General features: G+C 66.1%; 20 protein-coding genes and 1 tRNA gene. 12 read left to right on the top strand and 9 right to left on the bottom strand.

Translation table 11 applies throughout. From position 1 onward, the window contains the following. The first annotated feature begins 129 nt into the window (after positions 1–129). Positions 130–1011 carry a phosphoserine phosphatase SerB gene (serB, locus tag G5C33_RS15215; protein ID WP_165327926.1) on the top strand — a complete coding sequence of 294 codons (882 nt, stop codon included), beginning with the start codon at positions 130–132 and terminating at the stop codon, positions 1009–1011. Between the two features lie 150 nt (positions 1012–1161). On the opposite strand, the gene G5C33_RS15210 is transcribed toward serB, so the two are convergent. Then, complete coding sequence (locus G5C33_RS15210) at positions 1162–2286, bottom strand: SPOR domain-containing protein (protein ID WP_165327925.1); 1125 nt, start codon at positions 2284–2286, stop codon at positions 1162–1164. Between the two features lie 195 nt (positions 2287–2481). Here G5C33_RS15210 and G5C33_RS15205 point away from each other — a divergent pair, with 195 nt between their 5' ends. The 3 genes from G5C33_RS15205 to G5C33_RS15195 are packed head-to-tail and all read left to right on the top strand — an operon-like array spanning position 2482 to position 5203. Further along, positions 2482–3195, top strand: coding sequence for a ParA family protein (locus G5C33_RS15205; RefSeq protein ID WP_165327924.1), 714 nt, complete (start codon positions 2482–2484; stop codon positions 3193–3195). A gap of 14 nt (positions 3196–3209) precedes the next feature. Beyond that, the gene (locus G5C33_RS15200; RefSeq protein WP_165327923.1) at positions 3210–3902 is read left to right on the top strand and encodes a hypothetical protein; all 693 of its coding nucleotides are present in this window, start codon (positions 3210–3212) and stop codon (positions 3900–3902) included. Positions 3903–3904: 2 nt separating this feature from the next. Continuing rightward, complete coding sequence (locus G5C33_RS15195) at positions 3905–5203, top strand: SPOR domain-containing protein (protein WP_165327922.1); 1299 nt, start codon at positions 3905–3907, stop codon at positions 5201–5203. A 9-nt stretch (positions 5204–5212) separates the two neighbouring features. Here the strand turns inward: G5C33_RS15195 and G5C33_RS15190 are convergent, their stop codons facing one another. Both G5C33_RS15190 and G5C33_RS15185 read right to left on the bottom strand, forming a co-directional pair. Beyond that, a complete protein-coding gene (locus tag G5C33_RS15190) occupies positions 5213–6430 on the bottom strand; it encodes a dihydroorotase (RefSeq protein ID WP_165327921.1) in 1218 nt (405 codons plus the stop codon). Continuing rightward, positions 6427–7416, bottom strand: a complete 990-nt coding sequence (locus G5C33_RS15185; RefSeq protein WP_165327920.1) for an aspartate carbamoyltransferase catalytic subunit — start codon at positions 7414–7416, stop codon at positions 6427–6429. Before G5C33_RS15185 ends, G5C33_RS15190 begins: the two co-directional genes overlap by 4 nt. A 227-nt stretch (positions 7417–7643) precedes the next feature. Here G5C33_RS15185 and G5C33_RS15180 point away from each other — a divergent pair, with 227 nt between their 5' ends. Then, entirely contained in the window at positions 7644–8372 is a 729-nt protein-coding gene (locus tag G5C33_RS15180; protein ID WP_165327919.1) for a hypothetical protein, read from the top strand. Here the strand turns inward: G5C33_RS15180 and G5C33_RS15175 are convergent. The 3 genes from G5C33_RS15175 to G5C33_RS15165 all read right to left on the bottom strand — a co-directional run bounded on the left by G5C33_RS15175 (position 8369) and on the right by G5C33_RS15165 (position 11240). Next, positions 8369–9607 (bottom strand): MFS transporter, encoded by a 1239-nt coding sequence (locus G5C33_RS15175; RefSeq protein WP_165327918.1) that lies wholly within the window; start codon positions 9605–9607, stop codon positions 8369–8371. The two genes, G5C33_RS15180 and G5C33_RS15175, sit on opposite strands and share 4 nt — an antisense overlap. 68 nt (positions 9608–9675) lie before the next feature. Further along, positions 9676–10137 (bottom strand): Holliday junction resolvase RuvX, encoded by a 462-nt coding sequence (ruvX, locus tag G5C33_RS15170; RefSeq protein ID WP_165327917.1) that lies wholly within the window; start codon positions 10135–10137, stop codon positions 9676–9678. Continuing rightward, positions 10134–11240: a DUF3089 domain-containing protein gene (locus tag G5C33_RS15165; RefSeq protein ID WP_165328878.1), complete on the bottom strand. Its 1107-nt coding sequence runs from the start codon at positions 11238–11240 to the stop codon at positions 10134–10136. Before G5C33_RS15165 ends, ruvX begins: the two co-directional genes overlap by 4 nt. Before the next feature lie 229 nt (positions 11241–11469). On the opposite strand from G5C33_RS15165, the gene G5C33_RS15160 reads away from it, so the two are divergent. The 7 genes from G5C33_RS15160 to G5C33_RS15130 all read left to right on the top strand — a co-directional run bounded on the left by G5C33_RS15160 (position 11470) and on the right by G5C33_RS15130 (position 18329). After that, the gene (locus G5C33_RS15160) at positions 11470–13263 is read left to right on the top strand and encodes a DUF4153 domain-containing protein (protein ID WP_206518570.1); all 1794 of its coding nucleotides are present in this window, start codon (positions 11470–11472) and stop codon (positions 13261–13263) included. Positions 13264–13316: 53 nt separating this feature from the next. Next, entirely contained in the window at positions 13317–13604 is a 288-nt protein-coding gene (gene gatC / locus G5C33_RS15155) for an Asp-tRNA(Asn)/Glu-tRNA(Gln) amidotransferase subunit GatC (protein WP_165327915.1), read from the top strand. Between the two features lie 181 nt (positions 13605–13785). Beyond that, positions 13786–15270 carry an Asp-tRNA(Asn)/Glu-tRNA(Gln) amidotransferase subunit GatA gene (gene gatA, locus G5C33_RS15150; RefSeq protein WP_165327914.1) on the top strand — a complete coding sequence of 495 codons (1485 nt, stop codon included), beginning with the start codon at positions 13786–13788 and terminating at the stop codon, positions 15268–15270. Further along, the gene (locus G5C33_RS15145; RefSeq protein WP_165327913.1) at positions 15267–15644 is read left to right on the top strand and encodes a hypothetical protein; all 378 of its coding nucleotides are present in this window, start codon (positions 15267–15269) and stop codon (positions 15642–15644) included. The genes gatA and G5C33_RS15145 overlap by 4 nt, the downstream gene beginning before the upstream one ends. Then, on the top strand, positions 15641–17143 hold the full coding sequence (gene gatB, locus G5C33_RS15140) for an Asp-tRNA(Asn)/Glu-tRNA(Gln) amidotransferase subunit GatB (RefSeq protein WP_165327912.1): 1503 nt from the start codon (positions 15641–15643) through the stop codon (positions 17141–17143). The genes G5C33_RS15145 and gatB overlap by 4 nt, the downstream gene beginning before the upstream one ends. A 120-nt stretch (positions 17144–17263) precedes the next feature. Further along, positions 17264–17641, top strand: coding sequence for a hypothetical protein (locus tag G5C33_RS15135; RefSeq protein WP_165327911.1), 378 nt, complete (start codon positions 17264–17266; stop codon positions 17639–17641). 124 nt (positions 17642–17765) lie between these two features. Further along, complete coding sequence (locus G5C33_RS15130; protein ID WP_165327910.1) at positions 17766–18329, top strand: DUF4328 domain-containing protein; 564 nt, start codon at positions 17766–17768, stop codon at positions 18327–18329. Positions 18330–18480: 151 nt separating this feature from the next. On the opposite strand, the gene tig is transcribed toward G5C33_RS15130, so the two are convergent. From tig to G5C33_RS15115, 3 genes are all read right to left on the bottom strand, one after another. Then, complete coding sequence (tig, locus tag G5C33_RS15125; RefSeq protein ID WP_165327909.1) at positions 18481–20106, bottom strand: trigger factor; 1626 nt, start codon at positions 20104–20106, stop codon at positions 18481–18483. 64 nt (positions 20107–20170) lie between these two features. Next, a tRNA-Leu gene (locus tag G5C33_RS15120) sits at positions 20171–20255 on the bottom strand. Positions 20256–20358: 103 nt separating this feature from the next. After that, positions 20359–21672, bottom strand: a complete 1314-nt coding sequence (locus tag G5C33_RS15115; RefSeq protein WP_165327908.1) for an MFS transporter — start codon at positions 21670–21672, stop codon at positions 20359–20361. Between the last annotated feature and the right edge of the window lie 83 nt (positions 21673–21755).

The raw sequence follows: 21755 nt of genomic DNA, 5'->3' as shown, positions 1-21755 counted from the left end.
GCCTCCGTCCGTTCGCGCTGAGCCTGTCGAAGCGCCGTTCTTCTCTTCGTACCGCGCGCAGAAGAAGAACAGCCCTTCGACAAGCTCAGGGCCAACGGGTTCTGAAATCCCGATCGTGCAAGAGGCCATATGTTCATCGCCACGCTTATAGCATCGCAACGCCTGACTGCGGGCGACATTTCGGCGGCGGCCGATCGCCTCGCCGGCGCGGGCTGCGCGCCGGGCGAAGCGCAATGGATCGACGAAGGTGAAGCTGCAGATATCCCCTTCGCCTCCGATCCGTCGGCGGCGCGCGAGGCTCTGGAGGGCGCTTTCCCGGCGACCGATGTCGTCGTCCAGCCCGCAGAAAACCGCGAGAAGAAGTTGCTCATCGCCGACATGGATTCGACGATGATCACTGTCGAATGCATCGACGAACTCGCCGATTATGCGGGCATCAAGGCGCAGATCGCCGAAGTCACCGAGCGCGCGATGCGCGGCGAACTCGATTTCGCCGAAGCGCTCGACGCGCGGGTGGCGCTGCTCAAGGGGCTGGATGAAGGCGCGATCGACCGATGCCTTGCCGAACGGGTGCGCCTGTCGCCCGGCGCCGAAACGCTGGTCAAGACGATGCGCGCGCGCGGCGCCACCGCAGTGCTGGTGTCGGGCGGGTTCACGCGCTTTGCCGGGCCGGTCGGCGGAATGCTCGGTTTCAACCGCGTGGTGGCGAATGAATTGCTGGTCGATGGCGGCGCGCTGACTGGCGAAGTCGCCAAACCGATCGTCGATTCATCGACCAAGGAAACGACCTTGCGCGAGACCGCCGCGCAACTCGGTCTCGACTTCGCCGAGACGCTGGCGGTGGGCGACGGCGCCAACGACCTCGCGATGATCAAGCTGGCAGGGCTGGGCGCCGCCTATCGCGCCAAGCCGATCGTTGCCGCGGCGGCAGGCGCGCGGATCGACCATGCGCAGCTGACGGCGCTGCTCCATGCGCAGGGGATCGCGCGGAAGGATTGGGTGTCGATCTAGACCGTCGCCCCTGCGCAGGCAGGGGCCCATGTCTTTAACGTTCCGCGCTGGTCCATGACACAAAGCGCGAAGCATCTGTGTCAGCCATTTCGTCCAAACGCACAGCGATAGGCCCCTGCCTGCGCAGGGGCGACGTTCGTGCAGTAGGCCTTACGGCGCCACCAGCAGGCAGTCGCGACCGCTTGCCTTGATTGCATTGCAGCTGCGCAGTGCTTCGGCGCGCGAGGCATAGGGGCCGATCAGCAGCTTGGTCAGCCGCCCCGAATTCGATGCGACATAATAAGGTTGCAGTCCGTTCGCGACCGACAGGCGCGAGACAGTGCTCCACATCGCGCGGGCATTGCCGGGCTCGCTGAACGCGCCGAGCTGGACGCGCCAGCCGCTGTCGACGGTTGCCGCGCGCGGTTCGGGGCGCGCGGGTTCGGGTGGAGTCGGTGCCGGCGGGGCAGTGCGCTGCGCCGTTTCGACCGGCGGCTGCTGCGGCTGCGGCGTCGGGCGGAAGACGGGTTCGGGCGCCTGCGCGGTCTCCACCGGGCGCTGCGCCACTTGCGAAGGCGGAAGGTCGATCGTCTGCACCTGTCCGCGCGTCGGCGTCGGTTCGTTGGCCGCGGTTTGCGTCGGCTGGGCGGTCGGCGGGCTCGGCGGCTGTGTCACCGGCCCGGCATAGTCGACCGGAAGCTGCGATCGGTTCGATGCCTCTTCATAGCGGCGGGCGAGCGTCAGGCCCTTCTGGCGATCCTCGACCGAGACATAGCGGTCCATCTGCGCCAGCGCCTGGTTCGCCTGCGGCAGGCCGGTCTGCGAGCTGCGGATCATCAGCGCATAGGCACGCACCCAGTCGCGCTCCACTGCGTCGCCGTTGAAATACATGGTGCCGAGAACGTACTGCGCACGCGGTTCGCCGCGCAGCGCCGATTGTTCGAGCCACTGCACCGCTTCGTCGCGATGGCCGTTCTGGAACAGCGCGAGGCCGTAATTGTCCTCCGCCTGGGCATGCCCCTGGATAGCGGCGCGGCGATACCATTCCTGCGCCTGCGCCAGATCGGAATCGACACCGCGGCCGAGCTTATATGCCTGACCCAGGTTGAACTGCGCATCGGCATTGCCCGCTTCGGCCGGTCCGCGCCATTTGTCGATTGCGGTCAGATAATCGCCGCGCGACCATGCCTCGACGCCTTCGCGCACCGGATCGGCAGGCTGCGCCGCCTGTTGCGCCGCAACGGGCGTGGCGATCGGTGTGGCGATGGCTGCTGCAAGGATCCAAAATGGTTTCATGCGGTTAACCCCGGCTCGTAACATTTCGGCCGTGCGCGACCGGACAATGGATAATGACGATTAACCATCGTTGGTGAAAGAAATCCTTACGCCTCGCAATCGGCCGAGGCGTCCCTTCCCGGCACGCATTAACCTCTTCTTATCCCGCCCCGTGGCATTGCGGCAATGGAATTAGCGGGAGTTTCAGAGGGGTAGATGCGCGTACTGGCGATGGCATCGCAAAAGGGCGGGTCGGGCAAGACCACGCTATCGGGGCACCTGGCGGTTCAGGCCGAACTGGCGGGGCACGGGCCTGTCGTGCTGATCGATATCGATCCGCAGGGCTCGCTCGCCGACTGGTGGAACGAGCGCGAAACCGATTTGCCGGCATTCGCGCAGACCACGGTCGCGCGGCTCGCCTCCGATCTGGAAGTGCTGCGGCAACAGGGGTTCAAGCTGGCGGTGATCGATACGCCGCCGGCAATCACGATGGCGATCCAGAGCGTGATCGCGGTCGCCGAGCTGATCGTCATCCCCACGCGACCCAGCCCGCACGACCTGCGCGCCGTCGGCGCCACCGTCGACCTGTGCGAGCGCGCGGGCAAGCCGCTGGTCTTCGTCGTCAACGCCGCCACCCCCAAGGCGCGGATCACTTCCGAAGCCGCCGTCGCGCTATCGCAGCACGGCACGGTGGCGCCGGTGATCGTTCACCATCGCACCGATTTTGCTTCGTCGATGATCGACGGACGGACGGTGATGGAGATCGACCCCAAGAGCAAGAGCTCGGCCGAAGTGCAGGCGCTGTGGAGCTATGTCTCCGATCGGCTTGAAAAGAATTTCCGTCGCACCGTTTTCACCGCTCCCGCCGCGGCGGCCGGTTTCGGTGCGGCACGCCCCGTCGGTGGCTTCGGCCGCCGCGTGGTGAGCTGAGGGAGATGCAGCCAATGCTCGGCGCTCCCAAGCCCACTGCTTCGCTTTCCTCCGGGCTGCTGGCCCGCAAGGGGCAGGCGCGTCCGGCGATGCGTCCGCAGGGCTATGTCGGCCTGACGCCGCCGACGCAGCATGATGATCTGGGCTGGAACGATATGGGCGAGGACCATGTCCATGTTCCCAGCTCGGTACAGCCGCTGACTCCCGCACCGGCGCCAACCGAACCGCCCGTGCCTGCGCCCCGGCCGGCGGTACTGCGCCAGCGCGATGCGCTCGATCGCGAACTTGCGGGCGACGCGGAGCCGACGGAGTCGCCGGAGGCGGAGGAACCGGTAATCGACGCCCCGATCTTCGGCGCCACTGCGTTCGAAACGCCCGCGCTGAACGTGCCGGAGGTGCCGGAAGCGGTGGTAACCGCGCCGGTATCACACGAACCGGCAGCGAAAGCACCGGAACCGGAAGCCGCCACGCTGTCGTCCGAAGCGGCGGAGCGCGTGGCGCGGGAAATGCACCGCAAGAAGCGGCGCGCCGCCTTTACCCTGCGGCTCGATCCCGAGCGCCATCTCCGTCTGCGCCTGGCATCGGCGCTTTCGAACCGCTCGGCACAGCAGATCGTGACCGAAGCACTCGACGCATTTCTTGAATCGCAACAGGCCGTGGACGCGCTGGTCGACCAGCTCGACCGGCAACCGCGACGGAAGGACTGAACATGACCAGCCGTAATTTCCTTTCCATCGGCCTTTCGGCGCTGGTCGTCAGCGGACCGCTGATGGCCGGTGCGGCGGGCACGGCGATGCTAGCCCATGCCACCACCCTTTCTTCGGACAGCGACGCGCGCAAGGCCGCGCGCGATGCCGAGGAAGCGCGCGAGCAACTGGGCAAGAACAAAGCCGAACGCGCCGTGCGTTATGCTGAATCAGCAGTCGAAAACGCGCCCCGGAACGGCGAATATCGCGCGCTGCTCGGCCAGACCTATCTGATGTCGGGCCGGTTCCAGTCGGCGCAGCAGGCACTGACCGACGCGTTGTCGCTCGATCCGGGAAACGGCACGGTCGCGCTGCACCTTGCGCTGTCGCAGATCGCCAATGGCGACTGGGCGGGCGCCCGCCAGACACTGGAAACGCATAGCAATACGATCCCCGCGGGCGACCGCGGCTTGGCGATGGCGCTGGCCGGCGATCCGGTGGGTGCGGTCGAGGTGCTGCTGCCCGCAGCGCGTCAGCCCGGCGCGACTGCCAAGGTCCGCCAGAATCTCGCGCTCGCGCTTGCGCTTTCGGGGCGCTGGCAGGATGCCAAGGCGCTTGCCGCGATCGATGTGCCGCCCGACCAGCTCGACCGGCGCATGACCGAATGGGCCAGCTTCTCGCGTCCCACCAACGCCTATGACCAGGTCGCCTCGCTGCTCGGCGTGCGTGCCGTGCAGGATCCCGGCCAGCCGCAGCAACTGGCGCTCGCCGAAACGATGCAGCCGGTTGCCGCCGCCGCGCAGACGGTGGATCCGGTTGACGCCTATATGCCCGGCGACGGCGCGAGCGTCGCGGCGGTGCCAGCCGCGGATATTCGTCCGGCTGCCCCGGCACCCGCACGCAACGGCGTCGTATTCGGACCGTCGCAGGAAGTGGTGCAGGCACTGCCCGGCAACTATTCGGTGGCCAGCGCCGCGACGCCCGCGCCCTCCGCGCGTCCGGCGGTGACGGCCCCGAACCGCGCCCCGGGCAATTATTTCGTGCAGCTCGGCGCCTATTCGAGCGAAGCCAATGCGCGCGCGGCATGGCGTCGCGCTTCGAGCCGCCATGCCATGCTAAGCAACGAAACCCCGTCGCAGGCGAAGATCGCGAACCGCCGCGGCACTTTCTATCGCCTGTCGGTCGGGGGTTATTCGCGCGCCGAGGCAAACGCGATGTGCCGCGAATTGCGCTCTAGTGGCGGCCGCTGCTTTGTGCGAGCCAAGGCGGGCGATGAAACCGCAAGCTGGCTGCGCGGCGACACGCAGGTCGCCTCGCGTTGAGCCTGTTCGCTAGAGGATTTCGCTGCCGCCCTTGAACAGGGCCACGGTCCTGCCCTGTACGGGCAGGCCGTCGAACGGCGTATTACCCGCCTTTGCCGTCATGCGGTCGGCGCTGATCTGCCACGGGGTGTCGGGATCGACCAGGATCAGGTCGGCGGGACGACCTGCCTCCAGCGTGCCCGTCGCGAGCCGCAGGATGCGCGCCGGATTGGCCGCGAGCAGCGCGAACAGCCGTTCGAGCGAAACCACTTCGTCGCGCACCAGCCCCAGCGACAGCGCCAGCAGCGTTTCGGCGCCCGCCATGCCCGGCGCCGCATCGGCGAAGGGGAGGCGCTTTTCCTCCGGTCCGCGTGGATCATGGCCCGATCCGATCACGTCGATCGTCCCGTCGGCGAGCGCGCGCAGCGCCGCCTGGCGATCCGCCTCGCTGCGCAGCGGCGGCGATAGATGCGCGAAGGTACGGAAATCGGTCATCGCCGCATCGGACAGCAGCAGATGCGCGGGCGTGATGCCGCAAGTGACAGGCATCCCGGCGCGCTTCGCCGCGCGGATCAGTTCGAAGCCGTCTGCGGTCGTTACCTGCCGGAAATGGATATGCGCGCCGCTTTCCTCGGCCAGCATCAGGTCGCGGGCGATCGCCAGCGCCTCGGCAATGGCGGGCGCGGCGGGCAGGCCGAGCCGCGTCGCGGTTTCGCCCGCGGTGGCAACGGCATTGCCCGCCAGCCCGGAATCCTCGGCATGCGCGATCACCGCCAGCCCGCAATCGCGCGCATAGGCTAGCACCTTGCGCATCATGCCCGAGTCCGCGATCCAGCGCCGCCCGGTGGCAACGGCGCGCGCGCCGGCTTCGGCATTGATCGCCATTTCGCCCAGATCGCTGCCTTCCAGCCCCGCCGTGGCGGCAGCGATCGGATGGACCCACAGCTCGGGCTTGCCCATCGCGGTGGCACGCTGGATGATGCCCGGGCCATCAAGGATCGGCGACTGATCGGGCATCAGCCCGATCCGCGCGATGCCGCCGGCGCGCATCGCGGCCTTGTCCATCGCGAACACGCCCAGATCAACGAGGGCAGGGGCGAGCAGCAGCCCGGAAGCGTCCACGGTTTCCGCGTCGGAAGGTGCCTCGACCGCGCCGACCGCCGCAATCGTGTCGCCGTCGATCAGCAGGCTGCCCTCGGCCACATGATCGGGCAGCACCAGCCGCGCATTGGTGAAAAGCCGCTTCATGCCCAGCCCTCCACGCCGCGTTCGTGGCGTGTCAGTACGTCGAGGCAGGCCATACGCACCGCCACGCCCATCGCGACCTGTTCGGTGATCGCCGAGCGTTCGCGGTCGTCGGCGACGCTCGAGGTGATCTCGACGCCGCGATTCATCGGGCCGGGATGCATCACCAGCGCATCGGGTTTCGCCCGCGCCAGCCGTTCGGGCGTCAGGCCGTAGCGCATGTGGAATTCGCGGGTCGAGGGGATGAACCCGCCCGACATGCGTTCGTTCTGGAGCCGCAACATCATCACCACATCGGCGCCTTCCAGCGCTTCGTCGAAATCGCTGAACGGCGTTACGCCCATCCGCTCGACTTCGGCGGGCATCAGCGTGGAGGGCGCGACGACGCGCACTTCGGCGGCGAGCGCGGTCAGCGCCAGGATGTTGGAGCGCGCGACGCGGCTGTGCAGGATATCGCCGCAGATCACCACGCGCTGCCCCGCGATCGCGCCCCGGCGGCGACGGATGGTCAGCGCGTCGAGCAGCGCCTGGGTGGGATGTTCGTGCCAGCCATCGCCGGCATTGAGCACCGGGCAGTCGACCTTGTCGGCGATCAGCTGGACCGCGCCCGAACTGCCGTGGCGGATCACGATCACATCGGCGCGCATCGCATTGAGCGTGACGGCGGTGTCGATCAGCGTCTCGCCCTTCTTCACGCTCGACTGGCCGGCATGCATGTTGACGACATCGGCACCGAGCCGCTTGCCCGCGATTTCGAAGCTCAGCAGCGTGCGTGTCGAATTTTCGAAAAAGGCATTGATCTGGGTGAGGCCGGTCAGCCGGTCGCTCAGCCGCCCGCGCTCCTTGTTCGCCTCCACCCATTGTTCGGCTTCGTCGAGCAGGAACATGATTTCATGCGGCTGAAGTCCCGCGATCCCGGTCAGGTGCCGGTGGGGAAAGGCTTCGCTGCCGTTGAGCAGCGTGCCGGGGCGATGATCGGACGGCGACATTGAAGCGGTCGCGTAATCGGGTGCAGGGCAGGTTGCAAGCGGGGGGCGCCACCTTGTGGCGATTGCCGGCCAACCTGCTAGACATCGATCGCAACGCGAGGGGGAGGCGCCGAGGATGGAACAGCTGATCCAATGGCTGTTAAGCGCTGGCCAGACCTTTTCGGACTGGTTGCGGAAGGATGCCGACTGGTGGGCCGGATTTCAGGCGAACGGCTTTTTTCTTCGGCATGGAAGTGCTGCTTGTCGTCATTCTGATTCCCTGGTGGATCGGCGTTCTCGAACGGCGGCGCTATGCTCCGATGCGGAAAAGGCTGGTTCGGGAAATGGGGCAGACCCATGCCAGTGCGGTGCGCGATTTCACGGCCTTTGTCGATCGGATGTTTCCCGATCATGTGGTGATATCCGACGACCTGGTGATCCCGCGGCTGAACGAGGCGCTGCGCCGGATGGAGGAGCAGGCCCGGTCGCGCGACAAGATATACAGCAATGCGAATGTGCTCAACGTGGCGATGACGCCGCGGATGGCGGAAAGCCTGATGCAGCTCTTTGCTTTCGTCCAGACGACGCAGCGCGTGATGGACGGTTGCTGGCAATTCTGCGCTCGCGAGGCGATTGCCGAACGGCGGGCCGAAGGGGCGGCCTACGGGTTCGAGGCGGGACGACACGTCCATGCTCCAAGCCGGACCAAGCTGTCGGAAAAGCTTGGATATCTGGACGATCTGCGCACCCGAAGCAGCCAGGCGATGGATACGCTTCCGAAACGGTTGCGAAGGCACGTCTATGACGACGAGGCTGCGGTTGCCAGGGCGGAGGCCGAGTTTGCCGATGCGGTCGAGCGGGTGCGGACCATGCTGCGCGGCTTCGAACCGGTCGACAGCGAGACGCACCGGCAGCGGCAGCGCGCTGCGATGCAATGGCCGAGCATTTCCGCGCTGATCGAGCAGCTGGAAAGCTAGGCGTCAGCCTCGCCTTCCTCGGCATAGGGATCGAGCGAGGCGGCGACCGGCGTGGTGCGCGGCAGGACCTGGAAATCCTGCTGCAGCGCCTCTGGGATCGAATCGGTGCGCCATTCGCGCCACAGGCCGAAGCCGAAAGTGATCGCCGCGCATCCGGCGAGGAACAGGAACAGCCCGCTGGGGCCGAACGTCTCCATCGCGCCGCCCGCCACGAACGGGCCGACCGCGGCACCGAGCGAATAGATCAGCACCAGTCCGCCGCTGGCGCCGACGCGCTGTTCGGGTTTGAGATGGTCGTTGGTATGCGCGACGCAGAGCGGATAGAGCGCGAATCCCAGCCCGCCGAACGCCATGCCGAGCGCCAGCGACGCGGCTCCGCTCAGCCCTGCCAGCGCCAGCGCGAGGCTGGAGAGGATGGTGCCGCCGAACAGCGCGATGATCACCTTGCGCCGGTCGAACCGGTCCGACAGCCGCCCCAGCGGGAATTGCAGCGCGACGCCGCCCAGGATGACGGCGGTCATGAACCATGCGGCATCGTCCACGCTGCCGCCCTGGCGCAGCACATAGACCGCGCCGAGCGCGTAGAAGGAGCCGAACATCAGCCCGGTCACGATCGTCCCGATGCAGCCGAGCGGGGAGACATGGTAGAGTTCGACCACCTTGAGCGGCGTCGCATCGAATATCTCGGGGCTGGCGATGCGGGTCAGCGCGACGGGAATCGCGGCAAGCGAAACCAGCATCGCCGCCATCGCGAAGGGCATCGCCTGGTCCGCCATGTCGAGCGTCAGCAGGATCTGCCCCAGCGCCTGCCCCGAATAGAGCGCGATCATGTAACCCGCGAGCACCGATCCGCGAGTCGATGCCTCGGCGCGTTCGTTGAGCCAGCTTTCGAGGCAGATGAACACGCCCGCCATCGCGATGCCGTTGAGAAAGCGCAGCGCCGCCCAGCCGAGCCCCGGCGGGACGATCGGAAAGGCCAGCGCCGTGGCCGAAAGCAGCGATGCGACCGCGGCGAAGGTGCGGATGTGCCCGACCCGACCGATCAGCGCTGTCACGCGCCGCGCACCGACTGTCAGCCCGGCGAAATAGCCGGTGCCGACGATACCGATCATCAGCGCGTGGCTGCCCCCCGCATCGAGCCGGAGGCTGACGAGAGTCGCCAGGAAACTGCTCCCCGCCATCAGCGTGAAGATGGCTAGCAACAGGCTCGGCACGGAGAAGATGGCGGTCAGCATGACCCGCGGCTCCATGCCCGTTCGGTTGTCATTTTCCAAGCCCGGCGACGCTCCGGGAAAGGGATTTTTCAGCTGTTCACCAGCGCGTCGATCGCGCCTTGCAGGATGTGCGCCGCCGCCATCTTGTCCACCAGTTCGGCGCGTTTGGCGCGGCTGGCGTCCTGTTCGATCAGCGTGCGCTCGACCGCGACGGTCGACCAGCGCTCGTCCCACAGCAGGATGGGCAGCCCCATATCGTCGAGGTTGCGCGCGAAGGCGCGTGTCGATTGCGTGCGCGGGCTGTCGCTTCCGTCCATGCTGAGCGGCAGCCCGATCACCATGCCCCTCACCTGCTGCGCGGCGATCAGATCGGCCAGCGCGGTCTTGTCCCTGGTGAACTTGGTTCGGCGGATGAGTTGCGCCGGGCTGGCGAAGCTCCACCCCGCGTCGCACAGCGCCGTGCCGATTGTCTTGCTACCGACATCGAGCCCGATCAGCCGCCCGCCATCGGGTAGTGCGGCGCGGAAATCGGCGGCGGAGGTGGTGATCACCTGGCTTCGAACGCCGCGAGCCGGCGGTTGGCGTCGGCGCGCACATTCGCCCAGAACAGGCTGTAGTCGAAGACGTGGTAATTGTTGCCCGGCAGTACGAACTGGCCGAGATTGGGCGGCGTCTTGCCGATGCTCAATATGCCGCGCCCTTCGCACCGCGCGGGCACGCCGCCGGCAACCATCCGCGCGCTGGAAAAGCTCATATCGGGCAGCAATGTGCCCAGATTGGCCTGTTTGGGAGCGGCATCGTCGGGCTTGCCGGTGATCGGATTGACGCAGAGCAGCGCGCTGTCCTTGCGCGCCGCGCCGGTATAGCCGTCGGTCGTGTCGAACTTGTCGAAGATCAGGCTGGGGTCGGCGGGCTCGGCGAAGCTCTGCCAGGAAAGGATGCAGCCGGGCTGGTCGGGATCGGTGCAGGCGGGAAGGCCCAGCGCGGGCAGATCGGCGGTGATCGAAACCGGCCAGCCGACGACATAGGCGGCGACGATCCGCTCGGCGATCGGAGTTCCGGCAATGCGCTCGGCAAGCAGTCGCGTGAGGTGCAGCGATCCCTGGCTGTGCCCGGCAAGGATGATCGGCCGGTCCCCGGCTTGCTTCAGAAACTCCTCGAATGCCGCCAGCACGTCGCCATAGGCGAGGTCGAGCGCCTGTTGCGCGGCTTCATCGCTGGTCAGGAACGCGCCGAACGTGGCCTGGCGATAGCGCGGCGCCCAGATCGCGCCGCTGCCGTTGAACGCGCTGGCCTGGCCGCGCAGGAAAATCTCCAGCGTGCTGTTGGCCTCGACATCGTCGAGCGGCGCGTTCCAGTGATTGCGGTTCATGTAGGAGGTCGGGTGGACGAAGAAGACCGCCGCGGTCGGATCCGATGCCGGCTGCATGTCGGCGGGCGTCCATAATGCCGGGTTGCCCGGCTTGTCGGGCCGCGCCAGCCACATGTCGGCGCGGGCATAGCCTTCGGGTTCGACCGGCGGCTGCGCGGCGAAGCCGGCGCTCGGCACCATCGATCGGCGCAGCAGCTCCATGCCCCAGAAGCGATAGGTGAAGGCGGCGGCGAGCGCGAGCATGACGAGGGCGGCGACTCCATAGAGGAAGATGCGCACGATGCGCGACGGATTGCGCGAACGGCGCGGGTTTTCCGCTGCGCTCGCCGATCCCGGCCCCGTGCTTCCTCTCGATTCTTCCGTTTCGCGGCTCAAGACCCGCTCCGTTGTGCAGTGCAACATAAGCGCTCCGGCGCGCCGTTTCCAGCCTCCTGCAGGACGAAAGCGCGCGATGCAATGTCGATTGACCTTGCCGCCGATTCGGGGAATGCCTCGCCGATACCGGGAGGGGATGATGGAAGACGAATCAGCCGAGGCGCGCGATGGCCAGTGGCCGGTCCGCCCCATGCTGCTGGGGTTGCTCGGGCTTGTCGCCGGAATCATCAGCTATTTCCTGATCGGGCGCGACTGGAACAGCGCGCCGACCACGCTGGAACTGACGGCTACGACCTTCGTCGTCGTCGCTGCCGGGCTGGTCGGATTCACGCTCGAACGCCGGGCGATTCTCTCCGCGCTCGTCTTCTCGGTCGTCTGGGGCGCGGTCGCGGCGCTGGTGGCTTACTGGAACGGCAGCCCCTCGGGCTGGGACGCGATGGCGGGCTGGCGCGTGGTCAGCCTCGCGCTCGCCGCCGGGATCGCGGCGCCCTTCTATCAAACCGCGCGCGACGCGGGCGGCATGGTCTTCGACTATCGCGAAACGCACGACCATGCCTGGACGAACGTCGTGCTGTTCTGCGCGAGCTGGCTGTTCGTGCTCGTCGTATTCCTGCTGCTCGTACTGCTCGACCAGCTGTTCCGGTTGATCGGCATTCACTGGATCGGCGACCTGCTGGGCAAGCACTGGTTCGGGATGAGCTATCTCGGGGCCGCTTTCGGGCTCGGGCTGGGGCTGCTGCAGGAACATGTCGCGGTCGTGCGGATGGTGCAGCGGGTGGTGGCGCGCGTGCTGGCGGTGCTTGCGCCGGTGCTCGGGATCGGACTGGTGCTGTTTCTGGCCGCGCTGCCGTTCACTGGCCTCGGCGCGCTGTGGGACGCGACTCGCTGGCCTACGGGTACCTTGCTCACGTGCGTCGTCGGCGCGCTGATCCTCGCCAACGGCGTAATCGGCAACGATGCGGATCAGGAGGCGGCGGCGCGCCCGCTGCGCTGGGGCGCATTGGCGCTGGCGCTGACGATGCTGCCGCTTTCGGTGGTCGCCGCCTGCGCCACCTATTTGCGCATCGACCAATATGGCCTGACGCCCGAGCGGCTCTGGGCGGCCACCTTCGTCGCGATCGCCTGCGCCTATGGGCTGGCCTATCTGGTGTCGTTCGCGACGGCGCGCGCGGCGTGGATGGCGCGCGTGCGCACGTCCAACCTGTGGCTCGCGGCGGGGCTGTGTGTCCTCGCACTGTTCCTCGCGACGCCGCTCGCCGCTTTCCAGTCGCTTTCGACGCGCGATCAGGTCGCCCGGCTCCAATCGGGCAGGATATCGGCCGACAAATTTGACTGGGCGGCGCTCGCCTTCGATTTCGGCGAGCCCGGGCGCAAGGCGCTCGCACGGCTGGGGGAAAGCGACAAGGCCGAGGTGCGGAGCGCGGCGAAGGAAGCGCTGGCGTGGAAAAATCGCTGGGAAGGCGTTCAGGAACAGGCCGCATCCGAAAATACGCAGCAAGCAATGGCGAAACTGCGCGTGCTGCCGCAGGACGCTGCCGTGCCCGAAGCACTGCAGGCATTGGTCGGCACATCCTGGCCCTGTTCGCTGGGGGGAGGCTGCACGTTGCTTTTCAGCGAGGGCGGAAGCGAGGCCTTTCTGTTCTCCGGCAGCTGCTATCCGGCGCCGGTCGAGCAGGAAGCCGGAGCGGACGAACGCCGGCCCTTGGCTTCCGCCGTCGTAGAGGGCGCGCCGCCTTATGGTTGCGAGCCGATTCCGTTTCGCAAGGGCGAGGAGGGCTGGGTTCGCGCCGATCAAGGCCCTGATCGTTACACCGACGCACAAAAGGCGCGGCTGCGCGAAGGCTTCGAACGGGGCGACATCGAAATCCGCACCGTCGAAAGCCGCCAGCTGTTCGTCGGCGGCGAACCCGTCGGCGAGCCTTTCGAATGAGCGGCTGCAAATAGCATTGCGCAGGCGCGCGCGCCGGTGCTAGCCGCGAGTTCATGTCCGTAGACCAGAACACCGTGCGCAAGGTCGCCAGCCTTGCCCGCATCGCGATCACCGACGCGGAAGCCGAACGGCTGACGCCCGAGCTCAACAACATCCTCGGCTGGGTCGAACAGCTGGGCGAAGTCGACACGTCGTCGGTCGAGCCGATGACCGCCGTCATCCCCAACACGCTGCGCCTGCGCGAGGACGTCGTCACCGAAGGCGATCAGCGCGACGCGGTGCTGGCGAATGCGCCGCAGGGCGAGCATGGCTTCTTCACCGTGCCGAAGGTGGTGGAATGATGCGCGCTTCCTCCCTCCACACCCGCACCGGTCGCCCCACCCACCCCGTTGGGGCTGAGCCTGTCGAAGCCCCGTTCTGTTCTTCCGCGCGGCCCGAAGAAGAAGGACGGCCCTTCGACAAGCTCAGGGCCAACGGATTTCTGCTTGGCAACAGCGTGGCCGCATTGAAGGGAGGCCGCGCATGACCGACGTAACCGATCTCGGCGTCGCGGCGCTTCGCGACGGCATCCGCACCAAGGCGTTCTCCGCGCGCGAAGTCGCCGACGCCTTCATCGTCAAGGTGAGCAAGGCAAAGGCGCTCAACGCCTTCATCGTCGAAACCCCCGATCACGCCATCGCCGCCGCCAAGGCCGCCGATGATGCCGTCGCGGCGGGCGAGACACTGAAGCCGCTCGCGGGCGTGCCGATCGGCATGAAGGACCTGTTCTGCACCAAGGGCGTGCAGACCACGGCGGCCAGCCACATTCTCGAAGGCTTCGTGCCGCCCTATGAATCCACCGTCTCGCACCATCTGTGGGAAGCGGGCGCGGGGATGCTCGGCAAGCTCAATCTCGATCAGTTCGCGATGGGTTCGTCGAACGAGACGAGCCATTTCGGCAACGTCATCTCGCCGTGGAAGCGTGGCGGCGGGGATAACGCTCCGCTCGCGCCGGGCGGCAGCTCGGGCGGCAGCTCGACCGCGGTTTCCGCGCGGCTCTGCCCGGCGGCGACCGGCACCGATACCGGCGGCTCGATCCGCCAGCCCGCCGCCTTCACCGGCATTGCCGGGATCAAGCCGACCTATGGCCGCTGCTCGCGCTGGGGCGTGGTGGCGTTCGCCAGCTCGCTCGATCAGGCGGGACCGATGGCGCATGACGTCAAGGACTGCGCGATCATGCTCGAGGCGATGGCGGGCTTCGATCCCAAGGACGCGACGTCGCTCAACCTGCCCGTTCCCAAATGGGAAGAGGGCCTCAACCCTGACATGCGCGGCAAGAAGATCGGTATCCCCAGGGAATATCGCGTCGACAACATGCCCGCCGAAATCGATGCGCTGTGGCAGCAGGGCATCGACTGGATGAAGGACGCCGGCGCCGAGATCGTCGAAGTGAGCCTGCCGCACACCAAGTACGCGCTGCCCGCCTATTACATCATCGCGCCCGCCGAAGCCTCGTCGAACCTCGCGCGCTATGACGGCGTGCGCTACGGCCTGCGCGAGCTGCCCGACGGCGCGAACCTACAGGAAATGTACGCGGTGACGCGCGATCACGGCTTCGGCGACGAAGTGAAGCGCCGCATCCTGATCGGCACCTATGTGCTCTCGGCGGGTTTCTACGACGCCTATTACACCCAGGCGCAGAAAGTCCGCACGCTGATCGCGCGCGATTTCGATCGCGCCTGGCTCGAATGCGATTACCTGCTGACCCCGACCGCGCCGAGCGCCGCCTTCGCGCTCGGCGAAAAGGCCGACGATCCGCTGGCGATGTATTTGAACGACGTCTTCACCGTCCCCAGCTCGCTCGCGGGCCTGCCGGCGATGAGCGTCCCGGGCGGCCTCGACAAGAACGGCCTGCCGCTCGGCCTCCAGATCATCGGCAAGCCGTTGGACGAACAGGGCGTGCTGAACGCGGGTATGGCGATCGAACAGCGCGCCGGGTTCACGGCGCGGCCGGAGAGCTGGTGGTGAGCGAGAAGCGCCAGTACATGCTCAGGTCCTATGGGGCAGTGGACATGGTATTTGGCGCGGGGCTTAGCGCGTATCTTGGGGTGGGGCTTTCGCAGCAGGCGCCAGAGTTCGGTGATTTGTTGTACTTGGCGATGGGCTTAGCCTCGATCGCGCTAGCAATAATCAATGTGCAAAGTACTGTGGATGACGCCCAAAGGGGTAAGCTCACAATGGTGTGCTTTCTCGCATCCCTCACTGGATTTGGCTTTGCTGCATTGGCTTTCGCTTCCCTGAGCGAGCAACCGGCCGTGCCGTTGGTAATCATTGGTACCTGGCTTGTTTGCTATTTATTTTTCTTATTTGCGACTTTGTTTTTCGAGAGAGCATTCCGGTGACTGAATCAACCTACCGCATCCATGGCGACACCGGCGAATGGGAGGTCGTGATCGGCCTCGAAGTCCATGCGCAGGTCACGTCGCAGGCCAAGCTCTTCTCGGGCGCGCCGACTGCGTTCGGGGCGGAGCCGAACACGCAGGTCAGCCTGGTCGACGCGGCGATGCCGGGCATGCTGCCCGTGCCGAACAAGGAGTGCATCCGTCAGGCGGTGCGCACCGGCATGGCGCTGGGCGCGGTGATCAACAAGTATAGCCGCTTCGACCGCAAGAATTATTTCTACGCCGACTTGCCGCAGGGCTATCAGATCAGCCAGCTCTATCACCCGTTGGTGGGCGAGGGCGCGATCGACGTGCAGATTGACGAGAAGGACCCGGAGTCGCCGGTCAAGACGATCGGTATCGAGCGGATTCACGTCGAGCAGGATGCGGGCAAGCTGATGCACGATCAGCACCCCTCGCGCTCCTATGTCGACCTCAACCGCACCGGCGTCGCGCTGATGGAAATCGTCAGCCGCCCCGACATGCGCTCGCCGCAGGAGGCCGGGGCGTATCTCTCCAAGCTGCGCTCGATCCTGCGCTATGTCGGCTCGTGCGACGGCAATATGGATCAGGGCTCGATGCGCGCCGATGTGAACGTCAGCGTGCGCAAGCCCGGCGGCGAACTCGGCACGCGTACCGAGACCAAGAACGTCAACTCGGTCCGCTTCGTCATGCAGGCGATCGAGGGCGAGGCGCGGCGCCAGGTCGAAGTGCTCGAAAGCGGCGGGAAGATCGTTCAGGAAACGCGCCTGTTCGATCCCGACAAGGGCGAAACGCGGTCGATGCGGTCGAAGGAAGACGCGCACGATTATCGCTATTTCCCCGATCCCGATTTGCTGCCGCTCGAACTCGACGACGCGTTCCTCGACGAATGCCAGGCGAGCCTGCCCGAGCTGCCCGACGCCAAGCGCCGTCGCTATGAGGAGGATCTGGGGCTGAGCGCCTATAACGCCGCGGTCCTCACTGCCGATGCGGACACCGCCCGCTGGTATGAGGCGCTGCTCGCCGAAAGCGCGCGCGTGCAGAAGAAGGGCGAGCCCGAAGTCGCCCGCGCCGCCGCCAACTGGCTGATCTCCGATCTGTTCGGTGCGCTCAATCGCCTCGGCAAGAGCATCGATTCGAGCCCGGTCAGCCCCGAGGACGGCGCCGAGCTGCTCGCGCTGATCGCCGACGGCACCATCTCCAACACGATCGGCAAGCAGGTGTTCGAGATCATGCTCGAAACCGGCGATGCGCCGGCGAAGATCGTCGAGGAAAAGGGGCTCAAGCAGACCAGCGACACCGGCGCGATCGAAGCCGAAATCGCCAAGATCCTGGCCGCCAACGAGGACAAGGTCGTCGAATATCGCGGCGGCAAGGACAAGCTGTTCGGCTTCTTCGTCGGCCAGACGATGAAGGCGATGCAGGGTAAGGCCAATCCGCAGGTGGTGAACGAGCTGCTGAAGAAGGCGCTCGGGTAGGAAACGACGTTACCTTGTCATACACCACGAATGATGCGGTCCCGTGACTCGACTCTTTTGTTGAGTCAAACTATTGCAGGAAATTCCAGGGCTAGATTTGACGCTATTCGGAGCGGTTCAATGTCTGGCGATGGTATCCAGCCTGTTAATCCTGCAAGTGACGCGGCCTTCATGGTCGATTACGTCAAGATCAGGCCGTTGTTCAACACGGCGCTGGTCGTGCGCGGCAAGGACGATGTTCGAACCGCGGAAATTCCCGATGTGGTGGTTTCCATTTCGGCGGCGGCACGCGCAGCGCTCGACGGGCTGACGGCCCAGCAGATCAACGAGATCGGGAAATACCGCGAACCCGGTGCGGGCACCGAAGTCGAGGCGTCGAAGAGCGTTTCGGGGATGGTGCCGGCGGAGAAGGGGACGCCTGCCGTTCCGCAGGCCGCCGCGTCGCTGCGCCTGCCGCCGAGCACGGCGGCGCAGGGCGGCGGCGGAGCGGAGCCGTGATCGCGACCCGGCCAAGCGGAAAAAGCCCTTCGCTGCGAGGCGAATGACAGCGAAGCGATTTTCCCTCTTTCCCTTGAATGCCGAACGATATCTATTGTCGTTCCGGGGCAGGGGGGAACAGGAAATGCCACGCAATCTGATGCCGTTGGCCTGGCTGGTCGCGATCATGGTCGCGATCGACGGGCTGAAATTGCCGCTGGTGATGGCAACATCGTACCTGATGCCGGAACTGTTCGCGCAGACCACGGTGGCCGAAATCGACACGGCCTCGATCGGCTTTTACCTGCTCACTGCCGTCGTCTTTGCCGTCTGGATCGTGATGGCCGGCCAGAATTTGCGCCGACTGGGTTTCGAGGACCTGGAATTCTCGCCCGCATCGCGCGTCTGGTGGTTCTTCATCCCGATCGCCAACCTGTTCCGCCCGTTTCAGGGGATGCGCGAACTGTGGAACGCCAGCCACGGTGAGGAGCACTATGGCGAAAACCAGCCGATCGTTTCGATCTGGTGGGCGCTGTGGCTCGCCAACGGCTTGATCAGCGGCTTCCTGCCGGAAGGCTCGGTAACCTGGCTGACCGTGCTCGCGGTGGTCGGCATTGCGCTTTCGGGGGTGGCGATCGCCATGATCTTCCGCATCACGATCGCGCAGAACCGACCGGTTGCCGAGGATCTGGCCGAGGTGTTCGCCTAGCCCGGCAAAGGCCGGGCTGCGATGCGGCAACGCGCCGGGCGCGTGCGTCCATCTGCCGCATGGAAGCGACAGAATCGAAACGGGCGCGCATGCCGTGCGGCACGCGCGCCCGATCCTTGTTTCGCGCTGCCCCGCGGGACAGCGTATGCGATCAGCCCTCGGCTTCGGTCTTCTTGGCCGGAGCCTTTTTGGCGGCCGGTTTCTTGGCAGGCGCCTTCTTGGCTGCGGGCTTTTCCTCGCCCTCGGCGGTTTCGGCCTTCTTGGCCGGAGCCTTCTTCGCAGCCGGCTTCTTGGCAGGCGCCTTCTTCGCCGGAGCTTCTGCCTCGGCTTCCTTCGTCTCGGCCGGCTCGGCCTTCTTGGCAGCGGCCTTCTTCGCCGCCGGCTTCTTGGCCGGCTTTTCGTCATGGTCGTGATCGCAATCCGGGCCGTGGACGTGCGGCACCGCGCCTTCTTCGCTTTCGATCGCGGCTTCCAGATCCTCGCGGCTCACTTCGCGCTCGGTGACCTCGGCCTTTTCGAACAGGAAGTCGACGACCTTGTCCTCGAACAGCGGCGCGCGCAGCTGGGCGGCGGCCATCGGTTCCTGCTGGACATACTGGAAGAACCGCTCGCGGTCTTCCGGGCGGTACTGCTGCGCCGCCTGCATGATGAGGCGGTTCATTTCCTGCGACGTCACTTCGACGCCATTGGCATTGCCGATTTCGGAGAGGAGCAGGCCCAGCCGCACGCGGCGCTCGGCGATCGCGCGATATTCGTCGCGTTCCTTCTCAAGGTCGGCCTTGGCCGCTTCGGCATCTTCCTCATGCTCGGCTTCGTGCTGAAGCTGATGCCAGATCTGGTCGAACTCGGCGTCGACCATCGACGGCGGCACTTCGAAATCATGCCCTTCGGCGAGCTGATCGAGCAGCTTGCGCTTCATGTACGTGCGCGTGAGCCCGTTATGCTCCTGCTCGATCTGGCCCTTGATCAGCCCCTTGAGCTGCTCGAGGCTTTCCAGGCCCATATTCTTGGCGAATTCGTCGTCCAGCTTGGTTTCGCCGGCGACTTGCACCTTCTTGATCGTCAGGTCGAACGTCGCGGCCTTTCCGGCCAGGTCAGGGGCGCCATATTCGTCCGGGAAAGTGACTTCGATGGTCTTTTCCTCACCGGCCTTCACGCCGATCAGCTGGTCCTCGAAGCCCGGGATGAGGCGGCCCGAGCCGATCTCGATCGCCATGTCCTCGCCGGTGCCGCCTTCGAAAGCTTCGCCATCGACCTTGCCGACGAAATCCATGACGACCTGGTCGCCTTCCTTCGCCTTGCGGGTCTTGGGCGCATCTTCCCAGCTCTTCTGCTGGCTGGCGATCTGCTCGAGCTGTTCGTCGACCTTCTCCTCGGGAACCGGCACGACCAGACGTTCGAGCGTCAGCCCTTCGATCGACGGGGTCGGGACGTCGGGCAGCACTTCGAGCTCGACCTTCACTTCGGCGTCGTTGCCGGGCTCATAGCCGTCGGCGAGATTGACCGAAGGTGCCATTGCCGGGCGCAGATTATGCTCGGCGATCAGCGACTGGACGCCTTCCTGAATGGTGGTGTTCAGCGCGTCGGCGGCAAGCGCTTCGCCGTGCATCTTGCGAATCAGGTTGGCGGGCACCTTGCCGGGGCGGAAGCCGGGCATCTTGATCTGCGGCGCCAGGCGCTTCACCTCGGCATCGACGCGGGCGTCGACGTCCTTGGTGGTGATAGTCATCGTATAGGCGCGCTTCAGGCCCTCGTTCAACGTCTCGACAGTCTGCATTTCCACGCTTTCGTGCTTGAATCCGAAAAAGGGCGCCGTCCGCGCTTGCAATGCGCAGCGAAGCTGGTGCGGGCGAAGGGACTCGAACCCCCACATCTTGCGATACTGGAACCTAAATCCAGCGCGTCTACCAGTTCCGCCACGCCCGCAGGGGACACCGCCGATCGGCGGCGTCTATAGCAGTCATGGGTGCCGGGGCAAGCCGAACCGCGTTCCACCGCCGCACGGGGCCTTCGATTGGCGGCGTTTCGGCTAGGTGGCGACCGCCGGCTTCAGCTCTGCGGCCTCTTCCTCCAACACGGTTTCCGGGGTCTGCGCCGCGAAATCGGGAAAGCCGCGAATCAGCAGGAACAGAATCGCCGATACCAGCGAAAGCGGCAGAACGCCGATCAGAACCAGCTGATAGCTGCCGGTCACGTCATAGACATAGCTGGCCACGACCGGCCCGACGCCGAATCCCAGCGTGATGATGCCGGTAAAGGCACCGAACAGCGTTGCGAAGCTGCGCAGGCCGAAGCATTTTCCTGAAAGATAGGCGATCGCGTCCATTTCCGCGCCCGCTGCGAAGCCCAGCAGCACCACCGCCGCCAGTGCCATCGGGTAACTGCCCGGCGCGCCGAGCAGCAGCAGCGACGTGCCGATCGGCAGCACCACGCTGATCGCGGCGACGAGGCGCGGGTTGAACCGGTCGAGCAGATAGCCTCCGGCCAGCCGCCCGGCGATCTGCGCCATGCCGATCACCCCCGCGATGCCGGCGGCGGCGACGCGATCGAATTCGCGAGTCGTCAGGATCGGCACCATGTTGAGCGACAGTGCGATACTGACCAGCGAGGCGGAAAGCCCCGCGCCGGCAAGCAGCCAGAAATTGAGCGAAGTCAGCCCCTCGCGGGTGGTCAGCCCGGTCAGAACGGCGGGATTGGCGGGGGCAGGGGCGGTGCCGCTGCGCCGCTTCGTCTTGCGGGCGCCGTCTTTCGCGCTGTGGAAGAAGAACAGGACCAGCGGGAAGACGATCGCGCCGGCGCCGATTCCCAGTACCGCATAGGCCATGCGCCAGCCCAGATTGTCGGCGAGCAGCAGCGTGATCATCGGTACGGCAAGCGAAACGAAACCCGATGCGCTGAGCACCACTGCCAGCGCGACGCCGCGACTGGTGTCGAACTGGCTCGATATCGCCGTCACCCATACGGTCGGCTTGATGAACATGATGCCGGTGGCGATCAGCGCCCATAGCGCCCACCACAGCCAGAGGCTGCCCGTCGCCTGGGACAGCAGGGCGAGCGCCGCCGAATAGACAAGCACGCCGATCAGCGCGAGGCGGCGCGGCCCGAACCGGTCGATCACCATCCCCATGAAGATCGAGAGCACGACCGAAAAGCACGAAACCACCAGGAAGCCGGATGTGATCTGCGCGCGCGACCAGCCGAACTCGGCTTCCAGCGGCGCGATCAACACGCCGACCGAATAGGCATAGATGGATGCGAGGAACGATCCGGCGAATGCCGACAACACCAAAGGCCATCCCACGCGCCATTCGGCGATCGCGGCCTGGCGGTAGGAAGCTTCCATACCCACCCTCTCCCAATTTGCGGCGCGGCACCATCTTTGGGTGCTCTTTGTGCCGTTGTTGTCCTCCGGTTGCCGCGAAAACC

The organism is Sphingosinithalassobacter tenebrarum (genome assembly GCF_011057975.1).
Classification (GTDB): domain Bacteria; phylum Pseudomonadota; class Alphaproteobacteria; order Sphingomonadales; family Sphingomonadaceae; genus Sphingomonas; species Sphingomonas tenebrarum.
The sequence above is the reverse complement of the archived record's forward strand: the minus strand, read 5'-3'. Positions and strand labels throughout refer to the sequence as shown.

What these genes read in the sequence shown, in the direction of transcription:
- serB (WP_165327926.1), top strand. Translation starts at nt 130, where the DNA reads ATGTTCATCGCCACGCTTATAGCATCGCAACGCCTGACTGCGGGCGAC.
- G5C33_RS15210 (WP_165327925.1), bottom strand. Translation starts at nt 2,286, where the DNA reads ATGAAACCATTTTGGATCCTTGCAGCAGCCATCGCCACACCGATCGCC.
- G5C33_RS15205 (WP_165327924.1), top strand. Translation starts at nt 2,482, where the DNA reads ATGCGCGTACTGGCGATGGCATCGCAAAAGGGCGGGTCGGGCAAGACC.
- G5C33_RS15200 (WP_165327923.1), top strand. Translation starts at nt 3,210, where the DNA reads ATGCTCGGCGCTCCCAAGCCCACTGCTTCGCTTTCCTCCGGGCTGCTG.
- G5C33_RS15195 (WP_165327922.1), top strand. Translation starts at nt 3,905, where the DNA reads ATGACCAGCCGTAATTTCCTTTCCATCGGCCTTTCGGCGCTGGTCGTC.
- G5C33_RS15190 (WP_165327921.1), bottom strand. Translation starts at nt 6,430, where the DNA reads ATGAAGCGGCTTTTCACCAATGCGCGGCTGGTGCTGCCCGATCATGTG.
- G5C33_RS15185 (WP_165327920.1), bottom strand. Translation starts at nt 7,416, where the DNA reads ATGTCGCCGTCCGATCATCGCCCCGGCACGCTGCTCAACGGCAGCGAA.
- G5C33_RS15180 (WP_165327919.1), top strand. Translation starts at nt 7,644, where the DNA reads ATGGAAGTGCTGCTTGTCGTCATTCTGATTCCCTGGTGGATCGGCGTT.
- G5C33_RS15175 (WP_165327918.1), bottom strand. Translation starts at nt 9,607, where the DNA reads ATGCTGACCGCCATCTTCTCCGTGCCGAGCCTGTTGCTAGCCATCTTC.
- G5C33_RS15160 (WP_206518570.1), top strand. Translation starts at nt 11,470, where the DNA reads ATGATGGAAGACGAATCAGCCGAGGCGCGCGATGGCCAGTGGCCGGTC.
- gatC (WP_165327915.1), top strand. Translation starts at nt 13,317, where the DNA reads ATGTCCGTAGACCAGAACACCGTGCGCAAGGTCGCCAGCCTTGCCCGC.
- gatA (WP_165327914.1), top strand. Translation starts at nt 13,786, where the DNA reads ATGACCGACGTAACCGATCTCGGCGTCGCGGCGCTTCGCGACGGCATC.
- G5C33_RS15135 (WP_165327911.1), top strand. Translation starts at nt 17,264, where the DNA reads ATGTCTGGCGATGGTATCCAGCCTGTTAATCCTGCAAGTGACGCGGCC.
- G5C33_RS15130 (WP_165327910.1), top strand. Translation starts at nt 17,766, where the DNA reads ATGCCACGCAATCTGATGCCGTTGGCCTGGCTGGTCGCGATCATGGTC.
- tig (WP_165327909.1), bottom strand. Translation starts at nt 20,106, where the DNA reads ATGCAGACTGTCGAGACGTTGAACGAGGGCCTGAAGCGCGCCTATACG.
- G5C33_RS15115 (WP_165327908.1), bottom strand. Translation starts at nt 21,672, where the DNA reads ATGGAAGCTTCCTACCGCCAGGCCGCGATCGCCGAATGGCGCGTGGGA.